Origin of the sequence: Methylorubrum sp. GM97 (genome assembly GCF_024347855.1) — a bacterium.
Taxonomy (GTDB): Bacteria; Pseudomonadota; Alphaproteobacteria; order Rhizobiales; family Beijerinckiaceae; genus Methylobacterium; species Methylobacterium extorquens.
In genome coordinates this window covers 3755669-3777065 of record NZ_AP025942.1, presented here as the reverse complement: position 1 = coordinate 3777065, position 21397 = coordinate 3755669, and the positions used below count along the sequence as shown (strand labels likewise).

Annotated in this window: 23 protein-coding genes; 7 read left to right on the top strand and 16 right to left on the bottom strand. The window is 69.4% G+C overall.

The window, feature by feature from the left end:
* Positions 1-81: 81 nt before the first annotated feature.
* From MSPGM_RS17540 to MSPGM_RS17485, 12 genes are all read right to left on the bottom strand, one after another.
* Positions 82-774 carry a Crp/Fnr family transcriptional regulator gene (locus MSPGM_RS17540; protein WP_261925725.1) on the bottom strand — a complete coding sequence of 231 codons (693 nt, stop codon included), beginning with the start codon at positions 772-774 and terminating at the stop codon, positions 82-84.
* A gap of 2 nt (positions 775-776) precedes the next feature.
* The gene (locus tag MSPGM_RS17535) at positions 777-932 is read right to left on the bottom strand and encodes a hypothetical protein (RefSeq protein WP_261925724.1); all 156 of its coding nucleotides are present in this window, start codon (positions 930-932) and stop codon (positions 777-779) included.
* Positions 933-952: 20 nt separating this feature from the next.
* The gene (locus MSPGM_RS17530; RefSeq protein WP_003600850.1) at positions 953-1429 is read right to left on the bottom strand and encodes an Hsp20/alpha crystallin family protein; all 477 of its coding nucleotides are present in this window, start codon (positions 1427-1429) and stop codon (positions 953-955) included.
* 78 nt (positions 1430-1507) lie between these two features.
* Complete coding sequence (locus MSPGM_RS17525; protein ID WP_003600849.1) at positions 1508-2074, bottom strand: hypothetical protein; 567 nt, start codon at positions 2072-2074, stop codon at positions 1508-1510.
* Between the two features lie 275 nt (positions 2075-2349).
* The gene (locus MSPGM_RS17520; protein ID WP_261925723.1) at positions 2350-3567 is read right to left on the bottom strand and encodes a monooxygenase; all 1218 of its coding nucleotides are present in this window, start codon (positions 3565-3567) and stop codon (positions 2350-2352) included.
* A gap of 75 nt (positions 3568-3642) precedes the next feature.
* Positions 3643-4404, bottom strand: a complete 762-nt coding sequence (locus MSPGM_RS17515; RefSeq protein ID WP_003600847.1) for an ABC transporter ATP-binding protein — start codon at positions 4402-4404, stop codon at positions 3643-3645.
* Positions 4401-5774 (bottom strand): ABC transporter substrate-binding protein, encoded by a 1374-nt coding sequence (locus MSPGM_RS17510; protein ID WP_012753339.1) that lies wholly within the window; start codon positions 5772-5774, stop codon positions 4401-4403. The genes MSPGM_RS17515 and MSPGM_RS17510 overlap by 4 nt, the downstream gene beginning before the upstream one ends.
* A 34-nt stretch (positions 5775-5808) precedes the next feature.
* Positions 5809-6852, bottom strand: a complete 1044-nt coding sequence (locus tag MSPGM_RS17505; RefSeq protein WP_261925722.1) for a branched-chain amino acid ABC transporter permease — start codon at positions 6850-6852, stop codon at positions 5809-5811.
* A 4-nt stretch (positions 6853-6856) separates the two neighbouring features.
* A complete protein-coding gene (locus MSPGM_RS17500; RefSeq protein ID WP_003600843.1) occupies positions 6857-7738 on the bottom strand; it encodes a branched-chain amino acid ABC transporter permease in 882 nt (293 codons plus the stop codon).
* Positions 7739-7748: 10 nt separating this feature from the next.
* Complete coding sequence (locus MSPGM_RS17495) at positions 7749-8519, bottom strand: ABC transporter ATP-binding protein (protein WP_003600841.1); 771 nt, start codon at positions 8517-8519, stop codon at positions 7749-7751.
* A 5-nt stretch (positions 8520-8524) separates the two neighbouring features.
* Positions 8525-9928, bottom strand: a complete 1404-nt coding sequence (locus MSPGM_RS17490) for an LLM class flavin-dependent oxidoreductase (protein WP_003600839.1) — start codon at positions 9926-9928, stop codon at positions 8525-8527.
* Between the two features lie 55 nt (positions 9929-9983).
* Positions 9984-11438, bottom strand: a complete 1455-nt coding sequence (locus MSPGM_RS17485; protein ID WP_003600837.1) for a carbohydrate porin — start codon at positions 11436-11438, stop codon at positions 9984-9986.
* Between the two features lie 671 nt (positions 11439-12109).
* Here MSPGM_RS17485 and MSPGM_RS17480 point away from each other — a divergent pair.
* Genes MSPGM_RS17480 through MSPGM_RS17460 form a run of 5 tightly spaced genes read left to right on the top strand, consistent with a single transcriptional unit; the run spans position 12110 to position 16618 of the window.
* A complete protein-coding gene (locus MSPGM_RS17480; RefSeq protein ID WP_003600835.1) occupies positions 12110-12865 on the top strand; it encodes an ABC transporter ATP-binding protein in 756 nt (251 codons plus the stop codon).
* A 22-nt stretch (positions 12866-12887) separates the two neighbouring features.
* On the top strand, positions 12888-14114 hold the full coding sequence (locus MSPGM_RS17475) for an ABC transporter substrate-binding protein (protein ID WP_012753338.1): 1227 nt from the start codon (positions 12888-12890) through the stop codon (positions 14112-14114).
* Entirely contained in the window at positions 14111-14968 is an 858-nt protein-coding gene (locus MSPGM_RS17470; protein WP_003601338.1) for an ABC transporter permease, read from the top strand. The genes MSPGM_RS17475 and MSPGM_RS17470 overlap by 4 nt, the downstream gene beginning before the upstream one ends.
* A gap of 10 nt (positions 14969-14978) precedes the next feature.
* Entirely contained in the window at positions 14979-15536 is a 558-nt protein-coding gene (locus tag MSPGM_RS17465; RefSeq protein ID WP_003601340.1) for an OsmC family protein, read from the top strand.
* A gap of 5 nt (positions 15537-15541) precedes the next feature.
* The gene (locus MSPGM_RS17460; RefSeq protein WP_261925721.1) at positions 15542-16618 is read left to right on the top strand and encodes an acyl-CoA dehydrogenase family protein; all 1077 of its coding nucleotides are present in this window, start codon (positions 15542-15544) and stop codon (positions 16616-16618) included.
* 100 nt (positions 16619-16718) lie between these two features.
* On the opposite strand, the gene MSPGM_RS17455 is transcribed toward MSPGM_RS17460, so the two are convergent.
* The gene (locus MSPGM_RS17455; RefSeq protein WP_003601344.1) at positions 16719-17141 is read right to left on the bottom strand and encodes a hypothetical protein; all 423 of its coding nucleotides are present in this window, start codon (positions 17139-17141) and stop codon (positions 16719-16721) included.
* Between the two features lie 130 nt (positions 17142-17271).
* Entirely contained in the window at positions 17272-17535 is a 264-nt protein-coding gene (locus MSPGM_RS17450) for a hypothetical protein (RefSeq protein WP_003601346.1), read from the bottom strand.
* A 319-nt stretch (positions 17536-17854) separates the two neighbouring features.
* Here MSPGM_RS17450 and MSPGM_RS17445 point away from each other — a divergent pair, with 319 nt between their 5' ends.
* The gene (locus MSPGM_RS17445) at positions 17855-18133 is read left to right on the top strand and encodes a hypothetical protein (protein WP_003601348.1); all 279 of its coding nucleotides are present in this window, start codon (positions 17855-17857) and stop codon (positions 18131-18133) included.
* Positions 18134-18315: 182 nt separating this feature from the next.
* Here the strand turns inward: MSPGM_RS17445 and MSPGM_RS17440 are convergent, their stop codons facing one another.
* Positions 18316-19065: a Crp/Fnr family transcriptional regulator gene (locus MSPGM_RS17440; protein ID WP_003601349.1), complete on the bottom strand. Its 750-nt coding sequence runs from the start codon at positions 19063-19065 to the stop codon at positions 18316-18318.
* A gap of 393 nt (positions 19066-19458) precedes the next feature.
* Entirely contained in the window at positions 19459-20508 is a 1050-nt protein-coding gene (locus MSPGM_RS17435) for a substrate-binding domain-containing protein (RefSeq protein WP_190273129.1), read from the bottom strand.
* 141 nt (positions 20509-20649) lie between these two features.
* Between MSPGM_RS17435 and MSPGM_RS17430 the strand changes: the two genes are divergently transcribed.
* Positions 20650-21378, top strand: a complete 729-nt coding sequence (locus MSPGM_RS17430) for a recombinase family protein (protein ID WP_003601351.1) — start codon at positions 20650-20652, stop codon at positions 21376-21378.
* Positions 21379-21397 lie beyond the last annotated feature (19 nt).

Sequence of the window (21397 nt, the reverse complement as noted above, 5' to 3'; positions counted from 1 at the left end):
GTTCCTGCCGGACGAGGGTGACGGGCGGGAGCGCGGCGTCGTGCCGAGAGTGAATCCCGAGCGGATTCGGAGCAAGTGGGGTCAGGTTCGCGAGGCGTATCCAAGATCCCTGTTCGATCCGGCCCAGGGAACCGGGTCGCGTCGTATCCCCGCGCTGGGCTCCGGCTTGGCCCGCGCGGCGTGATCGGGGAGGTGCAGGTAGCCGGGGTCGAAGCCTGCGAAGGCGATGAGGGGGGCGGGCTGAGGAACGGCCGCCGCGCCTCGGTTCAGGGTGATCAGGCGCGCGGCCTGGAGGACATGCAGCACCCGGCTGACATGCACCGTGGAGAGCGCCGCGATGTCGGCGATCACCACCTGCCGGACGGCGCTGGCGAAGCACTCCTCCATATCCCTGCCGGGGGCCTCCATCTCCCGGCCGGCGGCTTGCATGTCTCGGACGGCGGCCTGCGACCGTGCCCGCACCTCGCAGATGAGGTGGGCGATCCGCCGCTCCGCCTCCCAGCCGGCATTGATCAGCCATTGCTGCCCGATGCCGAGTTCGACGAGCGTCAGCCACCACAGCGCCCGCTCGATGCCGGGATGGCTCCGGATCAGGCTGTCGATCGTGCCGGACGGGATATCGGCGACGGTGCAAGGGGACAGCGCTTCGATGGTGCCCGGCAACGGGTCCGCCGCGCCGCGGCCCGTGCTGCAGAGGTCGCCGGGAAAGTACAGGGCGAGGATCCGGCGCGTGCCGTCGGGCAGCATCGCGGCGCGGCAGGCGACGCCGTCCACGATCAGGTGCGCCCCCCCGCTTTCTGTCCGTCGCGGATGTCCGTTCGGGCCGGCACCAGCCGTTCCTGCGGCGCGAGGGCGAGGAGGGCCCGACGCTCCGCCACGCCGAGCAGGGCGGCCTCGTCCAGCCGCCGGACGAGCCATGCCAAGGGGGTCATCGACTGCATCCGAGCCGTCCTCAAGGCGACTTGATGTCGATGCGCTTGGCTTCCGGCGGCGTCACGGCCGCCTTGGGCAGCGTCACCGTCAGGATCCCCTTGTCCATGCTTGCCTGGATGTCCTCGGCCTTGATGCCAGCGGGCAGTTCCAGGGCACGCACGAAGGCGCCGTAGGCGCGCTCCGTGACCTTGCGGGCGCCTTCGGTCTCCTCCCGCTCCTGCCGCTTCTCGCCGCTGATGACGAGGGTGTCGTCGGCCAGTTCGATCCGGACGTCGTCCCGCGCGAGACCCGGCAATTCAGCGGTGATTTCGACTCGCCCGTCCTTCTCGACGACATCCATGCGCGGCGCCGCGCCGCCCTGGAAGAACGGAAGGCCGAAGCGCAGGTCGCCGAACATCTGCTCCGCCACGCGCTGCAGGGGCGGCGCCGCGGCGCTCGCGTCGGTCGAGGGCGCGTGGGTGTGGCGGCCGAGGGTGAGGAGGGATTTGAGATTCATGGATCATCTCCCGTCATGCGGCTGGTCGGCCGTTCGGGAGAGACTGCCGTCCGGGCGCAGGCTCGGCGTTGAGATGGATCAAGCGGGCGGCGGCCATGTTGGTGGCCGGCTCATCCCTGTCATCGAGAGCATCGCCCCGAGCGCCGGCCCGCGTCGTATGAGCGGTGCACGGACCTGAGGCCGGCCGCCATCGACGGGAGCGGCCGGATCAGGATGGCGCGTCTGTCGGCCAGGCCGGCTCCGTCTCCAGCCGCGCGCCATGCGATAGGTCAGGTCGTGGGAGGCGAGGGCATCGGCGATGAAGCGGTCCACGGCCGAAAGGCCGCGGGGCGTCGGCCCGAGATGCTTCCAGCCCCGGACGGCCCCCGTGAGGAGGCCGCCCGCCTCGGCCGCCGCCAGGAAGTTGCGGACATGCGAGCGGGACACCCCGAACTGCGTGACGATGTCGGAGAAATCACTCTCGCGTAGGGCGGCCTGCGCGTCCGCCTCCCTCAGCAGGATCACCCGCATCAGGAAGTGGAAGCCCTGATACATGCCGTGGAACGGGGGCAGGTCGCGGTTCGCCGCTATGAAGCGGGCGATGACGCCGAACACCTCGATCGACACCTGGCGCTGGGCCACATGGAAAGCCGGGTCGGGCGCCACGGCGAGACCGTATCCGGGCTCCGGATAGAGTTCCCTGCAACACGTCGTAATAGGACGACAGCACCGCCCGGTCCCAGGCCAGGAGCCGATCCGTCCGGCGCAGCAGCCGTATCCTTCCGTCGGCGGCGGGGCGGGCGACGAGATCGGCGATCTTCGCAACGGGTTAAAGGGAGTGTGCCAGTTTTTGCAACCTCCTGTTGATGGCGCCGTGCGCTCTCGTGCGCGACGAGGCCGGCGGTCGAGCGCCAAACCCGGCCAGAGGCTCCGTCACACGCTCAGCCGCGGGCCTCCTGCACCTGCCCGATCTTCCACTGGAACGGCGGCTCGGTGCCGTTGACCGCGTAATCGCCGACGACGCGGTCCTTGAAGATGCGCGGATTGTGCGAGGCGATCGTGCGGGCGTTGCGCCAGTGGCGGTCGAGCGCGAGGCCGCGGCGCGTGGCCGAGGCGCCGAGCGCGTCGAACAGGATCGCGCCGGCATCCAGCACGAGGCCGGTCAGCACGCTCTGGGCCTGGGCCAGCTCGATTTCCGCGGCGACATTGATCGCGTGGCTCTCCGCGTCGGGCAGGCCCGCGACCCGCGCCTCGTAGGCCCGCTGCACGGCCTGCGCCGCTTGGATAGTGATCGCACCCGCCGCGTAGGCGAGGCTGTGAACCCGGCCCACGACCTGGAGCACCTGCGGGTCGGCGCTGGGACGGGCTCCGGCGGCGTGGGAATAGGTGCGGTTGCGCTCGCGCACCGCCTCGGCGACTTCGCCCGCCGCCGCCCGGGCAATGCCGGTGAGGGTGGCCAGATGCACGGCCTGGAAGAAGGCAGGGCCATAGGGGAAACGCTCCGCCGTCGGCAGGGGCTCACCGATGGCGGGGGCGTCCCCGAACAAGGCGGTGCCGCTGGCGGTGAGCCGCTGGCCGAACCCATCCCAATCGTCGATGATCTCGACACCCGCGGCTTTGGCCGGCACCACCACCGAGGTTTCCTCCCCCGCCTCGCCGGTGCCGACGACGTCGATCCAGTCGGCGAAGAGCGAGCCCGTGGTGTAGTACTTCTTGCCCGTCAGCCCCCAGCGCGTGCCGCTGCGGTGGATGCGGGTCTCGAAGGTACCGACCGCGGCGGTCCCGGTCTCGGACCACGCGCCGCCGAACAGGTCGCCGGCCGCGAGGCGTTCGATCCACTGCGTTCGGCGCTCCCCCGCCGGACTGCCGACCGTGTCCTCGGCGAAACCGAAATGGTTGCGCAGGGCCTGCGGCAGGTTGGAATCGGCTTGTCCCAGTTCGGCCAGCAACGCGAACAGGTCGGGCAGGCTCGCGCCGAAGCCGCCCTCGTCCTCCGGCACCCGCAGGGCGCCGAAGCGGGCTTCCTTCAGCCATCCGATCGCCGCATGGGGCAGATCGCGGTCCTGCTCGCGCGCGACCGCTCCGTCGCGGATGCGGGCGAAGACGGGCCGGAAGCGCGCGGCGAGGGCCTCGTAGCGCGGGCTCGGGGCGTACCCCAAGCGGTCCAAGGGGCGGCCGACCGGGCGGCGTCGGGTTCACTCATCGATGGTCTCGTTCGGTGAAGGACAAAGGTTTCAGTGCCGGGTCCCGGCCTCGGCGCCACCGAGGTAGAGCGCGCCGAGCCGGCCGCTCGCGGCGAGGTCCGCGCTGGAGCCGGAGGCCACCACGCGCCCGCTCTCGAGCACGACGGCGCGGTGGGCATGGTCGAGCACGAGGTTGGCGTTCTGCTCGGCGACGAGCACGCTCACGCCTTCCTCACGATTCAAGCGGGCGACAATTTCAAAAATCTCGGCGACGATGATCGGCGCGAGCCCCATGGAGGGCTCGTCGAGCAGCAGCAGCGTCGGGCGGGTCATCAGGGCGCGCCCGATCGCCACCATCTGCTGCTCGCCGCCGGAGGTGAGCCCGGCCTTGGCCCCGCGCCGCTGCTTCAGGCGCGGGAACCACGCGTAGATCCGCTCCAGATCATCCGCGAGTTGTCGCCGGCTCGGGCGGCGGAGATAGCCGCCCGTCAGCAGGTTCTCCTCCACCGTGAGTTGGCCGAAGACGTGGCGGCCCTCCAGCACCTGCACGATGCCGCGGGCGACGAGGTCGGCCGGGTCGAGGCGCCCGGTCGCCTCGCCCTGCCAGCGGATGGCGCCGCGCCGCAGGCTGCCGCGTTGCGCACCGAGCAGGTTCGAGATCGCCCGCAGGGTCGTGGTCTTGCCGGCGCCGTTGGGGCCGATCAGCGCGACGATCTCGCCCTTGGCCACGCTGAGCGAGACGTCGCGCAGGCCGAGGATCGAGGCGCCGTAGACCGCCTCGATGGATTCGACGTCGAGGAAGGACGCGCTCATTTCGCGCCCGCCTCGGCCGTGTCCTCGGAGCGGGGCGTGATGCCCTTCTCGCGGGCATAGGCCGCCGCGCGCTCGTAGATCACCGGCAGGAGCAGCTCACGGTCGGATTTGACCCAGCCGTTGCTGACGATGTTCCACTTCGCGCCGTCCCATTGCAGCACCTTGCCGGCGCCGCCGCCCTCGTGGTCCTTGATCGAGAGGCGCAGCGGCTGGACGAGGCCGTCCGCGCCGAGTTCCTTCAGGCGGGCCTCGTCGAGCACGAGGTGTTCGAGACCCCACTGCGTCTCCTCGCCGTTGAGGGGGCGCTTGCCGAAGCGGGCTTGCGCGGTGCGGATCGCCTCGACGGCGATGATCGTCTCGATCACACCGGAATTGTAGTAGACCGAACCGAAGCTCTTGAGATCCTTCAGGTCGCTCTTGCCCTGATCGATGATCGCCGCCTTGATCTTCTTGAGGATGCCGAACTCGGCGCCAGCCGGGAACGGGGTGATGGCGAGATACCCTTTGCCGACGCTGCCGGCCGGCCGCACATCTTCTTCGGAGCCTGACCAGATGCCGCCGATGATGTGATCGACGGGAAAGCCGGTCTTGGCCGCGGTCTTGATCGCCACCGGAGTCATCACGCCCCAGCCGCGCAGGAAGACCCAGTCCGGCTTGATCTGGCGGATGCGCGCCCATTGCGCCGACTGGTCGTTGCCGGGATGCGGCACCGCGATCTGGATGTTCTCGAAGCCGTAGGTCTTGGCCAGCAGGTCGAGCGGGACTTGCGTCTCCTTGCCGTAAGGCGAGTCGTGATAGACGGTCGCGATCTTGAGACCCTTGAGCTTGTCCTTCCCGCCGACCTGCTCGGCGATGTAGTTCACCGCCGAGGACGCCTCGCTCCAGAAGCTGAACAACGCGGTGAAGCTGTAGGGGAAGACGCGTCCGTCGATCGCCTCGGTGCGGCCGTAGCCGGTGGTGAGCAGTGGGATCTTGTCGGCGGCGGATTTCTCGGTGAGCGCCTTCGTGATCGGATCGCCATGCGGCAGGAACAGCGGCACCGGCGAGCCGTCACGGCCGCCCTTCAGCCGCTCGTAGCACTCGACGCCCTTCTCGACCGCCCACTCGGTCTCGCACTCCTCCCAGGTCAGCTTGACGCCGTTGATGCCGCCCTCGACTTCGTTGAGGTAGCGCAGGTAGTCGATGGTCCCGCCCCAGACCGGCGTGCCGGACGAGGCGTAGGCGCCGACCCGGTAGGTCGCGAGGGGAATGTATTGCTTGGCCACTTGAGCACCGGCTTCTTGCGCGAAGGCGGTGGGCGCGAGGCTTGGAGCGGCGGTCAGGCTTGCGGCGAGGGCGACGGCGCGCAGGGCGCGGGACAGGCGTGGCATCGTTCGGTTCTCCGGGACGGTTTTGGGAAAAGGGTCAGCGGGCGGGGCGGCGCAGGCGGCCGAGCAGCGCGGCCAGCCCGTTCGGCTCCTTGATCAGGAAGCCGATGATGAGCGCGCCGAAGAGGATGCGCTGGAGGTTCGAGAGCTGGCCGCCGTCGAGGCTGCCGCCGAGGAACGCGTTCGACAGGTGGGTGAGCAGGATCGGCGTCAGCACGATGAAGGCGGCGCCGATGAAGCTGCCGGACAGGCTGCTCAAGCCGCCGATGATGATGATGAACATCGCTTGGAACGAGCGGTCGAGATCGAAGCTGCGGGCATCGACCGTGCCGAGATAGGCAAACGCCCAGAGCGCCCCGGCCACACCGCTCACCGCGGCCCCGACGAAGAAGGCCGAGAGCTTGGCCCGGGCCACCGGCACGCCGATGACGGCGGCGGCGGTTTCGCCGTCGCGCACCGCCCGCCAGTTGCGGCCGGTCTGACTTCCGACGAGGCGCCACGCCAGGACCGTGACGACGGTGACGCTGGTCAGCGTCAGGGCGTAGCGTCCGGCCGGGCTCGACAGGTCGTAGCCGAGGAACACGAGCCGCGGGGCCGAGATCGCGCTGGACGAGGCGTAGTTCGAGAACCAGCCGACCTGATTGAAGACCCACTCGATCAGGAACTGCGCCGCCAGCGTCGGCGCGATCAGGTAGAAGCCCTTGATGCGAAGGCTCGGCAGGCCGACGACGAGGCCGACCGCCCCGGCGATGAGGCCCCCGCCCGCGAGGCTGACCGGCAGCGGCAGTTCGGGCAGGCGCAGCAGCAGGTTGTAGGTGGCGTAGGCCCCCATCGCCATGAAGGCGCCGGTGCCGAGCGAGGCTTGGCCCCCATAGCCCATGGTCAGGTTCAGGCCGAGCCCGGCCAGAGCCATGATCAGGAACGGGATCAGGATCGCGTTGTACCAGTAATCGGTGGCGGTGAGCGGGATCGCCACGAAGGCGGCCGCGAGCAGGAGGGCGAGGCCGGCGGCGCGCACGGGAAGAGCGGGCAGCGCGGGGCGCCGGACGGGCGCGAGGGCGGCAGCGAGGGCAGGAGGCATCGGGTCAGACTCTCTCGATGGCGCGTTCGCCGAACAGTCCGGCCGGGCGCACCAGCAGGAAGGCGACGGCGAGCCCGTAGGCGAACCAGGTGGAGACGGAGCCGCCGAGCAGCGGCCCGAGATAGATCTCGGCGAGCGCGTCGGCCGCGCCGACGATGAGGCCGCCGACGACGGCGCCGGTGATCGAGGTGAAGCCGCCGATGATGAGCACCGGGAGCGCCTTCAGCACCACGAAGGTGAGGGAGAACTGCACCCCCTGGCGCGCGCCCCAGAGCAGGCCCGCCACCAGCGCCACGAAGCCCGCCACCGCCCAGACCGTGGCCCAGAGTAGGGGGAGCCGGATGCCGATGGAGAGCGCCGCCTGCGGATCGTCGGCCACCGCCCGCAGCGAGACGCCGACGCGGGTGCGCTCGAAGAACAGCCACAGGGCGATCACCAGGGCGCCGGCACTCGCCGCCGCCACGAGATCGAAGGAACTGAGCTGGATCGGGCCGATCGCCACCGGCAGGTCGCTGATGCCGAGGTCGAGTTCGTGGACGCTGGCGCCCATCACGAACTGCGAGCCGCCCTCGATGATGTAGGACAGGCCCAGTGTCGCCATGAACAGCGTGATCTGCGAGCGGTTCACGAGGGGCCGCAGCACGATCCGCTCGACGGCGACCGCCAGCGTCACCATGATCGCCAGCGTGATCAGGCCGGCGAGCCAGAACGGCACGTCGCGTTCCGTCAGCGTCACGAAGGTGAGCGCGGCGCAGAGCACCATCGCCCCTTGCGCGAAGTTGAACACGCCGGACGCCTTGTAGATCAGCACGAAGCCGATCGCGACGAGGGCATACATCACGCCGGCGAGCAGACCGCCCGCGAGCGTTTCCAGAAAGAAGCTCATGGATCGGCCCTCAATGCGGCTTGCCGAGATAGGCCGCGATCACGGCCGGGTCGTTGCGGATCGCCTCGGGTGGGCCGTCGCCGACCTTGCGGCCGTAATCGAGCACCACGACGTGGTCGGACAGGCTCATGACGACGCCGATATCGTGCTCGATCAGCACGATGGTGGTGCCGAACTCATCGCGCGCCGCCGCGATGAAGCGGGCCATGGCCCGCTTCTCGTCGCCGTTCATGCCGGCCATCGGCTCGTCGAGCAGCAGCAGCGTGGGCCGCGCCACCAGGGCGCGGGCGAGATCGACCCGCTTCTGGATGCCGTAGGGGAGCGTCGCGACGATGCGGTCGCGGTAGGCGGTCAGTTCGAGGAAACTCAGCGTCTCCTCCGCGGCGGCCCGGAAGCGGCGCGTCTCGGCGGCGTCGCGGGGAAGCCCCAGCGCGTGCTCGATCAGGGTGGTGCGGCTGTGGCGGGCGAGCCCGGCCAGCACGTTGTCGAGGACGCTGAGGCCCGCGAACAGGGCGGCGTGCTGGAACGTACGCCCGATGCCGCGCCGTGCCGCAGCGCCCGGCCGGATCGAGCGCAGGCGCTTCCCCTCGAAGGCGACGTGGCCGGCATCGGCCCGGTAGACGCCGTTGAGGATGTTGAGCGCCGAGGACTTGCCGGCCCCGTTCGGGCCGATGAGGGCGCAGATCTCGCCGCGCTCGACCGAGAAGCTCAAAGCATTGATCGCCTTGAGGCCCTTGAACGAGAGCGAGACGTCGGAGAGTTCGAGAATCGGGTCGGCCATCGCTCTCACTCCGCCGCTTCGAGGCGGTTGGCCTCGCGGGCCTTCACCGCCTCGATGTCGCGGTAGCCATGGGCCGGGTGCGTCTCCGGCAGGAGCGGGCCGCGCCCGAACAGCTTTTCGCGCAAGGTGCCGGGGCGGTAGCTCTTGGGGTAGACGCCGCGGCGCTGGAGTTCGGGCACCAGCAGGTTGACGGTGTCCTCGAAGGTCTCCGGCGTCACCGCGTAGGCGAGATTGAAGCCGTCGACATCGGTCTCCTCGACCCATTCCTGGAGGATGTCGGCCACCGTCGCGGCCGAGCCGACGAAGACCGGCCCGATCCCGCCGATGCCGCCCCAGCGGGCGAGTTCGGTGATCGACCACGGCTTCTCGGCCGAGGAGAAGCTCTCGACCATCGAGACGATGGCGTTGGTCTCGACCTTCTTCACGAGATCGGTCGGCGCGTACTGGCCGAAATCGATCCCGCTCCAGCCCGACATGAAGACCAGCGCGCCGTCATACGAGGTATAGGACTGGTATTCCTCGAACTTCTTCTGTGCGGCCTCGTCGGTCTCGGCAACGATCACCGTAGTGAGGTTGTAGATCAGCACGTCGCGGGCCGAGCGGCCGGCGGCGACGGCCTTGGCCCGCACATCGGCGACATAGGCCTTGAGCATGGATTTGAGCGGTGCGCCGACGAAGACGCACTCGGCATGACCCGCCGCAAACGCCTTGCCGGGGCCGGAGGCGCCGGCCTGATACAGCACCGGCGTGCGCTGGGGCGAGGGCTCGCAGAGATGATAGCCCGGCACGGTGAAGTGCCGGCCGCGATGGTCGATCTCGTGCACCTTGGACGGATCGGTGAAGATCCGCCGCTCGCGGTCGCGCAGGACCGCGCCGGGTTCCCAACTGCCCTCGAACAGCTTGTAGAGCACCTCGACATATTCGGCGGCGACCTCGTAGCGGTTGTCGTGGCGCGCGAGCCCCGACTGGCCGACGTTCTTGGCTCCGCTCTCCAGATACGAGGTGACGATGTTCCAGCCGACGCGGCCTTTGGTGTGGTGATCGGCGGTCGAGAGACGGCGGGCGAAGGTGTACGGGTGCTCGAACGAGGTCGAGGCGGTGATGCCGATGCCGAGATGCTCGGTGGCGAGCGCGATGGGGGCGGCGAGCTGGAGCGGATCGTTGACCGGAATCTGCGCCGCCTGCTGCAGGGCGTGCCAGTTCGAGCCCTTGTAGACATCGTAGTAGCCGACGACGTCGGCGATGAAGATCCCGTCGAAGATGCCCCGCTCCAGCGTGCGGGCGAGATCCTGCCAGTATTCGAGGTCCTTGTACTGCCACGAGCGGTCGCGCGGATGGGCCCACAGGCCCGGCGACTGGTGGCCGACGCAGTTCATGTCGAAGGCGTTGAAGCGGATTTGGCGCGTCATGAGGCTTCGTCCGTTGAGGGGGGCTTCGGGCGGCGCGGCGGGAATGCTCGGGGGCTCAGCCCGGGGCGAGGCCGAGCAACTGGCCGAGCGGCACGATCAGGGTGGCGCCGACGTAGAAGCCGTCCTTGGTGCGGTTGGGCGTGAAGGGATTCCAGAAGGAATTGCCGTTGACGAGGTACTGGACCACCGGCTCGAAGAAGATGTTCTTGCCGAGCGCCAGATGCGCGTTGGCCTCGAAGACCAGCTTGTCGCGGGAATAGATTTCGCCGCTGCCGCCGGAGATGAAGTTCGCGTCGCCGAGGAACTGGGCGTAATCCGCGGAGATGCGCTGCCAGTTGACCTTGACGCCGTAGCGGTCGTGCGGCCGGCTCTGGTCGGGCGCCTGGAGGGTGAGGCCGGCGAACGCGTTCCAGCGGATCGGCACCGTCGGGTCGGGGGCGTAGGCGAGGCTGGTATAGGCCTGGAGCGAGGTCGGGTTGAGGTTGCCCGCCTCCGCCCCGCCATCGGCGCGCCAGAACACTTGAGAGCCGGTGAGGATCACGCCTGAAGTGCCGGAGCGCAGCCGCACCGGATCGCCGGGATTGAGCCCCTTCGAGGTGCCGAAGACCGTCCTGAGGTTATCCTCGTGGTCGGCGGTGTTGTAGAAGCCGGTCAGCGCCACACGGCTCGGATAGGGATCGGTGACGAAGGTGGTGGCGTGGCCGATCTCGGCCAGCGTCACGACGCCGTTGAGCGGTTCGTGGCCGAAATCCCAGCCCGAGGTGAAGTTCGCGCGGCCCGTCACCGCGAAGGCGCCGGCCTGGATGTAGTCGTCCGGAGAGGTCTTGTAGGCGACATTGGCGCCCCAGACGCCGTAGAGCGGCGAACTGAGCCCGGCATTGATCTGTAGGATGTCCTGGAAGCAGCTCACGCTCGATTGGCACGGCGGCAGCGCGTAGTAGCGGTTCGGGTGCGTGCGCCCGACCTCGATGGCGAGGCGGTCGTCGAGCAGGCGCTGCTCGTAGGTGAGGATCGAGAGGCGGGCGAAATCGCGGTTGAAGGTCGGCTGGTAGCCGATCGTGGTGTCGCCGATATCGGCGCCCATGTTGCGGTTGTTCCAGCGCAGGCCGAAGAAGGTCTGGGTGATGTGGAACCAGCCGCCGGGGACACCCGCCAGTTTGTCCAGATCTGCATCGAGGCTCAGCAGGTAATAGGCCGAGTTCGAGAGTTGTCCGGGCCGCAGGCCCGCGCTCGGGTTCGAGAAGAAGAAGTCGTAGACGTTGACGTCGAAGCTGAGGCCGGCGAGCGCCAGCGAGGCGGCGTAGGGGGCGAGCGGCCCGTGCCACTTCACCTTGCCGTCCGGCGCGACGCCGATCGCTTCCGGATTGGTGCGGGGGCCGGCCTCCCCGGTGAAGCTCTCGACCGCGCTCGGCGATTGCGCCAGGGCCGGGGTGTCGAGGAGCGGCAGGGCACAGGCGAGGCCGGCGCCGAACAGCAGGAGGCGGGCCGGCGGGGACAGGACGTTGGGCATCGGGCTCGTCTTCAGGCAGTCGCGCACGGGTCATCGGACCGGCGCTGACGCAGGCACGTGAGGCGGATCGGGGGGATGCGTCGGCTCGCTCGATGCGAGACCTCGGCGGGGTGGCCGGTCTGGGAGGATGTCGGTCCGCCCGCTTTGCCGGCGCGTCATCGAGAGCCCGACGAAGATCTTCTTGTCTTCGTTTGATGCTCTTCGATTGCGGTCTGATATTCCGCAATGGAAACAGGTGCGTCAATGAAAGCGATTGCCCTTTTTCAGCGCGATGCTGGGACAAGATTTCCCCTTTTGCGCCGGAAAAGGGAGGTCGGCGTATCGGTGCCGTTGAAGGCACGTGTGGATGGCTGATCGGCGAAGCAAAACGCTTCCACGTTGCAGCGGAGCGCCGAAGGGGACGGGCTCCGGACGATGTCAGCCCTGACAAACCTCGCGGGCCAAGGCTCAACGCCGACGCGCCTTAGGATCGAGCGAGGCACGGACGGCTGACGGGCAAGAATAATCCTCCCACAACGGGCGGTTCTTAGAGATCGATCATGCAAATTTGTGTCAATATTTGAATATTACATTCATTGATCTTGAGATGGCTGGTCGGTCATCTTGGCCGCGTGCCGCTCTACGACACGGTCGACCTTCCGGGGCGGTCCTGTCCGATTTGTTCAGGTTCGATGTCGCGTTCCGTTCCCCGTCTCGCCCTCGCAGCCGTCGCCTATCGCTACGGCCCGAGCCCGGTGCTCGACCGCATCGATCTCGAAGTCGCGGCGGGCGAGCGCATCGGCATCCTCGGGCGCTCCGGCGTCGGGAAATCGACCCTCTTGCAGATCATGGCCGGGCTCGTCGCGCCCTCCGCCGGCAGCGTGCGGCTCGATGGCATTCCCTCGCGCGGGCCGGTGCCGGGCTGCACGGTGATGTTCCAGCGCCCTGCCCTGCTGCCTTGGGCGAGCGTGCTCGACAACGTACTGCTGCCCGCCCGTCTCTCGGGGCGTCTCGGCCGCGACCGCGCGGCCCGCGAGGCGGAGGCGCGCCGCCTCCTCGACGATCTCGGCCTCCGCGAGCGCGTGGGCGCCAAGCCGCACCAGCTCTCGGGCGGCCAGCAGCAGCGGGTGGCGCTTGCCCGGGCGCTGGCGAGCGAACCCTCGATCCTGCTTCTCGACGAGCCGTTCTCGGCGCTCGACCCGGAGATGCGCGCGAGCCTGCGCGGGGACGTGCTGCGGCTCGCCCAGGCCCGCGACCTGACGCTGATCGTCGTCACCCACGATCTTGCCGATGTGGCCGCTCTGGCAGCCCGCGCCGTGGTGCTCGACGGGCGCCCGGCCCGCATCGCCGCCGACTTCGCCCTCGGTGACGACGCGGAGGCGGAGCTGCGCCGCCGTCTTGGTTCCGTGGCCCGCGACGCGTCCGGCATCACCGGCCGCGCCGCCTGATCCTTCCTCATCGAGACCGCAGATGACCGCCCCCGACGACCTCTCCGCCCTCTGGACGCACGAATGGGCCCGCGCCGACTGGACGCGCCGCAACACCCTCGACGCGCTGGCCCGCGGCGGCCTCGCCGCCCTGCTCGGCGGCGGCGGGCTCGCCCTGTCGGGCCGCGCGGTCCATGCCGCCGAGGACGACACCGTGCGCATCGGCTACCTGCCGATCACCGACGCGACCGCGCTGCTGGTGGCCCATGCCAAGGGCTATTTCGAGGAGGCAGGCCTGAAGGTCGCCGAGCCGATTCCGGTGCGCTCGTGGTCGGCGCTGGTGGAGGGGTTCGCCGCGGGCAAGTTCAACCTCGCCCACCTGCTCAAGCCCATCCCCGTCTGGATGCGCTACAACAACAAGTTCCCGGTCAAGATCCTGGCTTGGGCCCATACCAACGGCTCGGGCATCGTCGTCGGCGGCAAGAGCGGGATCGAGGACTTCAAGGGGTTGGCGGGCAAGCGCGTCGCGGTGCCGTACTGGTACTCGATGCACAACGTCGTGCTGCAATACGCGCTGCGCGTATCCGGCGTCACGCCGGTGATCCGCGGGGATGCCGGGCCGAACGAGTGCGCGCTTCAGATCCTGGCGCCGCCCGAGATGCCGGCAGCGCTCGCGGCGGGCAAGATCGACGGCTACATCGTCGCCGAGCCGTTCAATGCGCTCGGCGAGATCAAGGCCGGGGCGCGGATGCTGCGCTTCACCGGCGACATCTGGAAGAACCATCCCTGCTGCGTCGTGGTCGCGCATGAGAGCCAGATCGCGGCCAAGCCCGAATGGGCCGGCAAGGCGGTCGATGCCATCGTGCGGGCCCAGGCCTATTGCGTGAAGAACCGCGAGGAGGTCGCCCGGCTGATCTCGAAGGAGGGCCGCGGCTACCTGCCGATGCCCGCCGACGTCGTCATCAAAGCGACCACCGATTACGGCCCGGCCTACGAGGCGAGCGGCGCGATCCGCCACCGCGACTGGGCGGCGCAACGCATCGACTTCCAGCCCTGGCCCTACCCCTCCGCCACGAAGCTGATCGTTGAGGCGATGGGCAACACCGTGGTCGAGGGCGATGCCGGCTTCCTCAAAGGGCTCGACCCGGATTTCGTCGCGCGCGACCTCGTCGACGACCGCTTCGTGCGCGCCTCGCTCAAGCGCTATCCCGAATGGCCGGGCGCGGCGGATGACGCCGCGCTCACCCGCCAGGAGACCTTGAGCCTGTGAGCGGGGGTGTGATCGAGGCGGCGCTCGCCGTCGAGCGGGCGGTCGCGGCCCCGGTGCCGCGCCGGGCCGGAATCGGTGCACGGTTCGGTGCCTCTGCCCTCGACCGGTTGGCCCCGCTCCTTGGCCTCGCGGGACTGCTTGCCCTGTGGTTCGCGGGCGGGCTGGTTCTGGCGAGCGTGCCGGCCTACGCCGCCTTTGCCGGTTTCGCGCCTGCGCCTGCGCTGGCCTCCTTCGTCGAACTGATCGCCTCCGGCGAGGCGTGGCGGGCCGCGGCGCCGAGCCTCGCCCGGATCGGACAGGGCCTCGCCGTCGCCTTCGGGCTCGGTGCGCCGCTCGGGCTGCTGATCGGCTCGGTTCCGCTCGCCGAGCGCATCCTCCAGCCGCCGTTCCAGCTCCTGCGGATGATCTCGCCGCTGGCCTGGATGCCGGTGGCGGTGCTCGCCTTTCCGAGTTGGAACGGGGCCATCGTCTTCCTGATCGCCGCCGCTGCGATCTGGCCGATCCTGCTCGCCACCGCCGCCGGAGTGAAGCGGGTCGATCCTGTCTGGCTCGCCATGGCACGCAATCTCGGCGCGGGCCGGCTTGCGGCTCTGCGCGCCGTCATCGTCCCGGCGGTGCTGCAGGACATCCTCACCGGCCTGCGCCTCGCGCTCGGTGTTGCCTGGATCGTGCTGGTCCCGGCCGAGTATCTCGGGGTCACGAGCGGGCTCGGCTACGCCATCAACGACGCCCGCGACACCCTCTCCTACGACCGGCTCGCCGCACTCGTCCTGCTGATCGGAGGGATCGGCTACGCCCTCGACACCGGTCTCGGGCGGCTGGCCGCCCGCGCCCGCTGGATTCCCGCAACGTGAGGAAACAACAATGACCGCGACCGCCGCCAAGGAAATCGTCCAGACCTTCGAGAAGGTGTTCGAGCCGATCGATCGTGAGCGCCTGCACGCCCTCTCCGAGAAGGGCCGGGCCGACCCGAGCGTGGTGAAGACCGTGCGCGCCCGCACCGTCGCGGAAGGCCGCCGCTTCCGCCATCTCAACTACATCCGCAGCCTCGATGCCCACATCGTCGACGAGCCGCCGGCCCTGCTCGGCGACGACACCGCCCCGAACCCGACCGAGGCGTTGCTCGCTGCGCTCGGCACCTGCGTCGCGGTCGGCCTCCAGGCCAACGCGATCGCCCGCGGCTGGACCGTCAGGGGCATCGAGGTCGAGTCCGAGGGCGACATCAACATCACCTCGGTCTGGGGCACCGGCGACCTGTCGGAGAAGCCGGTCGGGCTCACCGCCGTGCGGCTCAAGGTGCATCTCGACGTCGAGGGCGCGACTGCTGCCGAACTCGACGAACTCGTGGCCCATGCCGGGCAGTGGTCGCCGGTGCTCAACACGGTGAAGAACCCGGTCGCCGTCACCCTGGCGCGGGCCTGACGCCGATGGCCGCCAGCGCCCGCATCGCGGAGCCCCCTTCGCTCGACGTCGCCGGGATCGTGCGTGAAGCCTTGCGCCCGCGTCTCGGCGCGATCGATGCCGGGGAATATCCCGCCGACATCCTGCGGGCGCTGGGGGCGGCCGGCGCCTATGGGCACCACGCCGACGGCACGGCGGCGGGGCTTCTCGCCGCCATCGACGCGATGACGGAGGCGGGGCAGGCCTGCCTCTCGACCGCCTTCTGCATGTGGTGCCAGGATGCCCTGGTCTGGTACCTTGCCCAGGGCGACGAAGCCGGCCCGCGCTGCCATCTCGCCGCGATCGCCTCGGGCGCGGCGCTCGGCGGCACCGGGCTGTCGAACCCGATAAAGGCGTTTTCCGGCATCGAACCGCTGGCGCTCCAGGGCGAGCGCGCGGGCGACGGCTACCGGGTGCGCGGGCGCCTGCCCTGGGTGTCGAACCTCGGCCCGGGCCAGCGTTTCGCCGGCATCCTCTCGCTGCCAGACGGGCGGCGGGTGATGGGGCTGTTCGAGGCCGGCGCCGATTCTGTCTCGATCGCGGCCAATGCCCGTTTCATCGCGCTCGAAGGCACCGGCACCTACACGGTGATGATCCGCGACGCGCTCCTGTCCGACGAAGACGTGATCACGCACGATGCCGCCGCCTTCGTGCCGCGCATCCGCAACGGCTTCGTTCTGCTTCAGACCGGGATGGGGCTCGGGCTCGCCCGCGGGGTCGCGGCGCTGATGCGCGCGGATGCCCGTGGGCGCGCCAACGCGGCCTTCCTGCCGCTCGGGCCGGACGCGATCGAAGCGCGGGCGGATGCCCTGCGCGCGCGTGTCGCCGCCGCGGCGCAAGCGCATGCTGAGACCGACCAAGCGACCTTCCTTGAGACCCTGCGCCTGCGCCTCGACGTGTCGTGGCTGGCCCTGGAGGCGGCGCAAGCCGCCATGCTCCAGGCGGGCGCGCGCGGCTATCTGGAGGGCGCGGAGACGTTCCGACGCCTGCGTGAGGCGCAGTTCGTGGCGATCGTCACGCCGTCGGTGAAGCACATCACGATGGAGCTCGCGCGGGGTGGTTGAAAAGGCTTCACGCAACGTCCGCCGTTAAAGCCGCTCATCCTGCGGAGTGTGACGGCCAAGCGGACGTTTCGTGAGCGACGAGACGGGAAGCCCGCCAAGCCTATTCCGGGAGCAGATCCGCGTCGGGCGGGCTCTCGATCTCGACGGCCTCGGGAGCGGCAACGGCGGGAGCGCGCATGCGGGAGGCTGGGGCCGAGGGCATCATCGCCGCGCCCGAGGCGACGAGCCCGGCCATCATCCGCAGGTCCGGCGGCTGGCGCGGATCGTCGGCCAGGCGCTCGGCATCCACTTGGAGCCGCAGGTTGCAGGCCTTCGGGGCCAGCGCCCCGTCCGGCGTGCACGCGTCGTGGCGGGCGCAGGCCGCGTCCAGCGCATCGACGGGTGCCGCTGGCCCATTGTTGCCAGGCCCGCAGTAATTGCCGTGCAGCAGCATCGGTGAGCCCTCGACCGCAGAAGCGGTCTGGCTGAACGCGGGCACCGTCAGGGCGGTGACCAGAAGGAGGGGGAGAAGCGAACGGTTCATCGGGAGCCGTATCTCCTGTCGTGGATCGAAATCAGGCGCGGGAGCGGTCCCGGCGCCGTTCGGCCGTCATGCGCGCATGACGGCCAGGCCGAAGTGGGAGAGCGGGTGATCGACCGGCGCTCCCCGGTCCTCAGCGGAGGCTCGCCGAGCGCCGGCCGGCCGAGGAGGCCGTCCCCTCGTCGAAGGCGGCCCGGCATCCGGGGCTCAGGCTCGCCCGTTGCGCCTTCATGCAACTGACGATGCGGCCGCGATCGGGGATCGATGTCAAGCACAGCCGCATGACATCGTCGCGGCACAGCGCAGCCTGCTCCTCCTCGCCGGCCCGCACGCTGGCAGTGCCGGCGGCCGAGAAGGCGATCAGAGCCAGCATCGTGCGGGTTCCGATCTTCACCATCGAACGTCTCCTGTCTCATGCGGCCGGGCATCCATGCTCGGCTAAGGTCCGACGGTGAACGTCATAAGCGACGGCTCGTTCCGTGGGCTGGCAAGCCGGCCGGCTCGATGACCGCTCGGCGCCATCTCGCGACTGAGACGACCAAACGGGTTTCCGATGCCCCACGCGCAGCGGTGCTCTGCCCTGATGATGTATGGCAAGCCGCGTCATTGATCTGGAGTATGTAAGAATAATATAATATTAAAACAACACAGTGAAATACTTCGGAACAACATGCTCTGTGGACGTTTACGACGACATCTCTATCAGGAGGTCATACATGTCGAAACGTCACATCGCTTGCTTCGCGTCGCTTCTGCTGATCGGTGGCCTCGGGGCCGCGTCCGCGCAGGAGACGTCCGGCCAGGGCGCATCCAAGCCGTCGACGCCCGCCGGCACATCCCGAGCCGGGACGGCGGGCGAGATGCAGAAGGGCGACGCGATGAAGGCGGGCGAGATGGGCGGCGGCTCGGGCAATACGGGCGTGCCGGGGGCGTCCCCTGCGGCCGAGGGCAACAAGAACCAGGATTCCCGGACCACGAAGACACGCGACCGCTGACCATCCTCCGTTCCGGCCAAGCCGAGAACCGCTCGCGAGTGTGTTGCAGCCGGGAGCGGTTCTCGGTCTCCATCCGACCCTTGAGCGCATTGCGACGAAGCGGTCACCGGTTCGTCGAAAGAATGCGCGTCACAACAAGAGGCCGGAGACGCCGACCTGATGAAATGGGGTCGAATACGGCCCTAGGCGGCGGTTTGTGCTTCCCAATTCAGGTAATTCGACCGGAACTCAGCCAGCTCGACGAGGCGAGGCAGGTCGCAGAGCGTCACGCGCTTGCCCTTGCGCTCGATCAGCCCTGCACGCTTGAGTTCGCCGAGCGAGCGGTTCACGTGCACGCTGGTCATGCCGGTGGTGTCGGCGAGGTCGATTTGCGTGATCGGCAGGTCGAAGCTGTTGCCGCTCGCAAGCCCCACCGCCCGCAGGCGTACGAGCAATTCGCAGAGCAGGTGTGCGAGGCGCTCCACGGCCGAGCGGCGGCCGATATTCATCATCCACTCGCGGAGGGTCGCCTCATCGACGAGGGCCACCGTGCGCAGGCCGCGGGCGAGAGCGGGGCGTTGACGCAATTCCCGCCCAGTCTCGGGCCCGATCCGCGCGACGCGGCAGGTGGAGAGCGTGCCGATGGTGTGATCGATCCGGTTCAGGATCGAGGTCTCGAAGTCGCAGATATCCCCCGGGATGAGGTAGGCCGTGATCTGACGCGCACCGTTCGCCCGCAGCTTGTAGCGGCAGGCGAAGCCCTCCGTGATCGCGATCATGCCCTCGGGCCGGTCACCCTCGGAGATCAGGTCCGTGCCGGCCGGAACCAGCCGTGTCCCCGCCTCGATGATCGCCAGGGCGGCTGCGTCCGCTTCTTCCAGCTTGCTGAATCCTTGCAGCTTGCGCAGCAAGGGGCCGCTTACCGCCGTTCCACTGCCCGCTAAGACCTTCATCCTGCTTGTCCCGCCCGCGCGGCGCAGACGAGGAACGACGCGCGGCGTCGGCGCAGAGGTCGCAGCCGTCGCGAGAAATCAGGGTCCGCCGTGACGAGATCGAGCGCTGCTCGAGCGGGATTCCGATTCATGCTCGTTCTCGAAAAGTGGAGCGCTCGGCGGCCGTAGGGATCATTGGAATTGTTATACTAGTGGCCAGCCGATCGACATGTAAGCCGGGGGGCGCCTTCGGTGCGGTTCCCGACAATGCGGTGTCCGTCGCGAGGCTGTTTCGTAAATGTAAATATTTTTTACTTATGGTAATTTACATCTCACCGTTGGATGCTGGCGAAATCTACCTTCCGACGATAGGACGGAGGCCAATGACTTGACTGTGGAACGCCCCGTTGCCCTTCAAAGATCCGCGGCGGCGCGGTAGCCGGGGGTGCGGCTCGCGCGCCCTCTCGCCGCGGCGACGAGGGCGTCGAGCGCCGGGCTGGCGAGGGAGCGGCTGGCGGCGAGATAATAGGTCTCCCAGCCGACCGAGAGGAAATCGAGGCCGAGCCGGTCGGCCGCCGCCCGTACGCCGAGTCCCGCATCCGCCGCGCCGCAGGCGATGACCGCCGCGACCGCCTGATGGGTGAATTCCTCGACCGTGTAGCCGTGGATCGCGCCAGCCGGCAGGCCGGCCTGCGCCAGCATGCGGTCGAACCAGTCCCGCGTGCCCGATCCCTTCTGGCGGTTGACGTAGCGCAGGCCGGGCGCGGTCAGGTCGGCCAGCGTGCGGATGCCGCGCGGGTTGCCGGGGGCCAGCAGCAGGCCTTGCTCGCGCTCGAACAGGGGGTGCAGCACGAGGCCGGCACCGGCATTGATCGCGGAGAACGGAGCGCCCGCCGCTTCCGGCGCGAGAGCCCCGCAATGGAAGCCCGCCGCATCGGCTCCGCCCTCAAGGAGGCGCTGCACCGCCGCGCTGCTGCCCGTCACGGAGAGTTCGACACCCGTCTCTGCACCCGGTTCTCCGCTCATGACCTCGGTCAGGACCTCGACCAGCAACGGATCGTGGCTCGCGGCCAGTGTCAGTGCTCCGGCCCCGCCGCTCATGAGATGGCGCAGGCGATGCTCGACGGCGCGGGTTTCGCGGCCGAGGCTGGCCTCCAAGGCCGCCGAGGCGGCGGTGAAGGCGCCCGCCAAGGCGGCCCCGAACTCCGTCAGGGCGGTGCCGTGCCCACGTGTCTTGCGCACCAGGGGCCGGCCGAGCGCCGTCTCGTAGGCCTGGAGGCGCGCCCAGGCCGCGCGATAGGACAGGCCGAGGGCGTCGGCGAAGCCCTGCACCGAGCCGGTCCGCGTGATCGCGTCGAACATCACCGTCAGGTCGGACACCGTGAGCGCGCTCGCGCCGATTCGAATCGTGCCGCCCAAACCGAGCACGACGGAGACGGCCGCCTCATCGGAAGCTTTGTTCATATTGATGGCATCGTAGCTGTCGTCCACAACCGGGTTCCCTTATCGGGGCTTGTTTCGGAACGGCGCCGCCACCGGGGCGAACCCGCGAGGCGTTGCACCGGCTCCGTGCTCGCTCCAAGACGTGCGACCGGCCGACCGCAAATGTCCTCAGACCGCTTTGTTTCCTATCTCCGTCCCGCCCTTTTGGGACAGGGGGCGCCGGAGACCGCCCTGGCATCGCAGCGCGCCGCGATCGACCGCCACCTCGCAGGGCGTGGCCGGCTCGCTGCCGAGTGCATCGAGCGGGGGCCCGACGATTCTTGTATGGAGCAGCCGGCTCTGCGCGAGGCGCTGGCCCTGTGCCGCCGCCACGGCGCGACGCTTCTCATGGTGGGACTCGGGGCTTCCGGTCAGGATCCAGGGTTCCTGCGCGCTCTGAGCCGTGATTTGCGCCGCCTGGACCTGCACTTCGCCGTCGCCGACAGCCCGGAGGTCAGCGAGGCGACCCTCGGCATCATGGCCGCGGTGGCGGAGGCCGAGGACCGGCTCGGGGTGCGCCGCACCCCCGAGACGCTGGCCCGCCGCCGCGCGTTCTATACCCGCTTCACCGACGAGCGCCGCGCGCGGGCGCCCGCCGACAGGGCCATCCCATCCCTCGCCGACCCACGCCCTCTGGCGGAGAATCTGGGGCGGGGCGAGACCCTGCTGCGGAGCCGTGAGCGGGCGGAGGAGGTGGCGCCGATCCTCAGCGAGATCCGCGCCGCGGGCGCGCTCACGCTGGAGCAGGTCGCCAACGCCCTCAACGCCTTGGGCATTCCCTCGGCACGGGGAAGCCGCTGGTACCCGATGCAGGTGACGCGGATCGAGAAGCGCCTCGCCGGCGTGGGCTGATCGGTGCCGATCACCCTGT

What these genes read in the sequence shown, in the direction of transcription:
- MSPGM_RS17535 (WP_261925724.1), bottom strand. Translation starts at nt 932, where the DNA reads ATGACCCCCTTGGCATGGCTCGTCCGGCGGCTGGACGAGGCCGCCCTG.
- MSPGM_RS17530 (WP_003600850.1), bottom strand. Translation starts at nt 1,429, where the DNA reads ATGAATCTCAAATCCCTCCTCACCCTCGGCCGCCACACCCACGCGCCC.
- MSPGM_RS17515 (WP_003600847.1), bottom strand. Translation starts at nt 4,404, where the DNA reads ATGAGCGCGTCCTTCCTCGACGTCGAATCCATCGAGGCGGTCTACGGC.
- MSPGM_RS17510 (WP_012753339.1), bottom strand. Translation starts at nt 5,774, where the DNA reads ATGCCACGCCTGTCCCGCGCCCTGCGCGCCGTCGCCCTCGCCGCAAGC.
- MSPGM_RS17505 (WP_261925722.1), bottom strand. Translation starts at nt 6,852, where the DNA reads ATGCCTCCTGCCCTCGCTGCCGCCCTCGCGCCCGTCCGGCGCCCCGCG.
- MSPGM_RS17500 (WP_003600843.1), bottom strand. Translation starts at nt 7,738, where the DNA reads ATGAGCTTCTTTCTGGAAACGCTCGCGGGCGGTCTGCTCGCCGGCGTG.
- MSPGM_RS17495 (WP_003600841.1), bottom strand. Translation starts at nt 8,519, where the DNA reads ATGGCCGACCCGATTCTCGAACTCTCCGACGTCTCGCTCTCGTTCAAG.
- MSPGM_RS17490 (WP_003600839.1), bottom strand. Translation starts at nt 9,928, where the DNA reads ATGACGCGCCAAATCCGCTTCAACGCCTTCGACATGAACTGCGTCGGC.
- MSPGM_RS17485 (WP_003600837.1), bottom strand. Translation starts at nt 11,438, where the DNA reads ATGCCCAACGTCCTGTCCCCGCCGGCCCGCCTCCTGCTGTTCGGCGCC.
- MSPGM_RS17480 (WP_003600835.1), top strand. Translation starts at nt 12,110, where the DNA reads ATGTCGCGTTCCGTTCCCCGTCTCGCCCTCGCAGCCGTCGCCTATCGC.
- MSPGM_RS17475 (WP_012753338.1), top strand. Translation starts at nt 12,888, where the DNA reads ATGACCGCCCCCGACGACCTCTCCGCCCTCTGGACGCACGAATGGGCC.
- MSPGM_RS17465 (WP_003601340.1), top strand. Translation starts at nt 14,979, where the DNA reads ATGACCGCGACCGCCGCCAAGGAAATCGTCCAGACCTTCGAGAAGGTG.
- MSPGM_RS17460 (WP_261925721.1), top strand. Translation starts at nt 15,542, where the DNA reads ATGGCCGCCAGCGCCCGCATCGCGGAGCCCCCTTCGCTCGACGTCGCC.
- MSPGM_RS17455 (WP_003601344.1), bottom strand. Translation starts at nt 17,141, where the DNA reads ATGAACCGTTCGCTTCTCCCCCTCCTTCTGGTCACCGCCCTGACGGTG.
- MSPGM_RS17450 (WP_003601346.1), bottom strand. Translation starts at nt 17,535, where the DNA reads ATGGTGAAGATCGGAACCCGCACGATGCTGGCTCTGATCGCCTTCTCG.
- MSPGM_RS17445 (WP_003601348.1), top strand. Translation starts at nt 17,855, where the DNA reads ATGTCGAAACGTCACATCGCTTGCTTCGCGTCGCTTCTGCTGATCGGT.
- MSPGM_RS17440 (WP_003601349.1), bottom strand. Translation starts at nt 19,065, where the DNA reads ATGAAGGTCTTAGCGGGCAGTGGAACGGCGGTAAGCGGCCCCTTGCTG.
- MSPGM_RS17435 (WP_190273129.1), bottom strand. Translation starts at nt 20,508, where the DNA reads ATGAACAAAGCTTCCGATGAGGCGGCCGTCTCCGTCGTGCTCGGTTTG.
- MSPGM_RS17430 (WP_003601351.1), top strand. Translation starts at nt 20,650, where the DNA reads ATGTCCTCAGACCGCTTTGTTTCCTATCTCCGTCCCGCCCTTTTGGGA.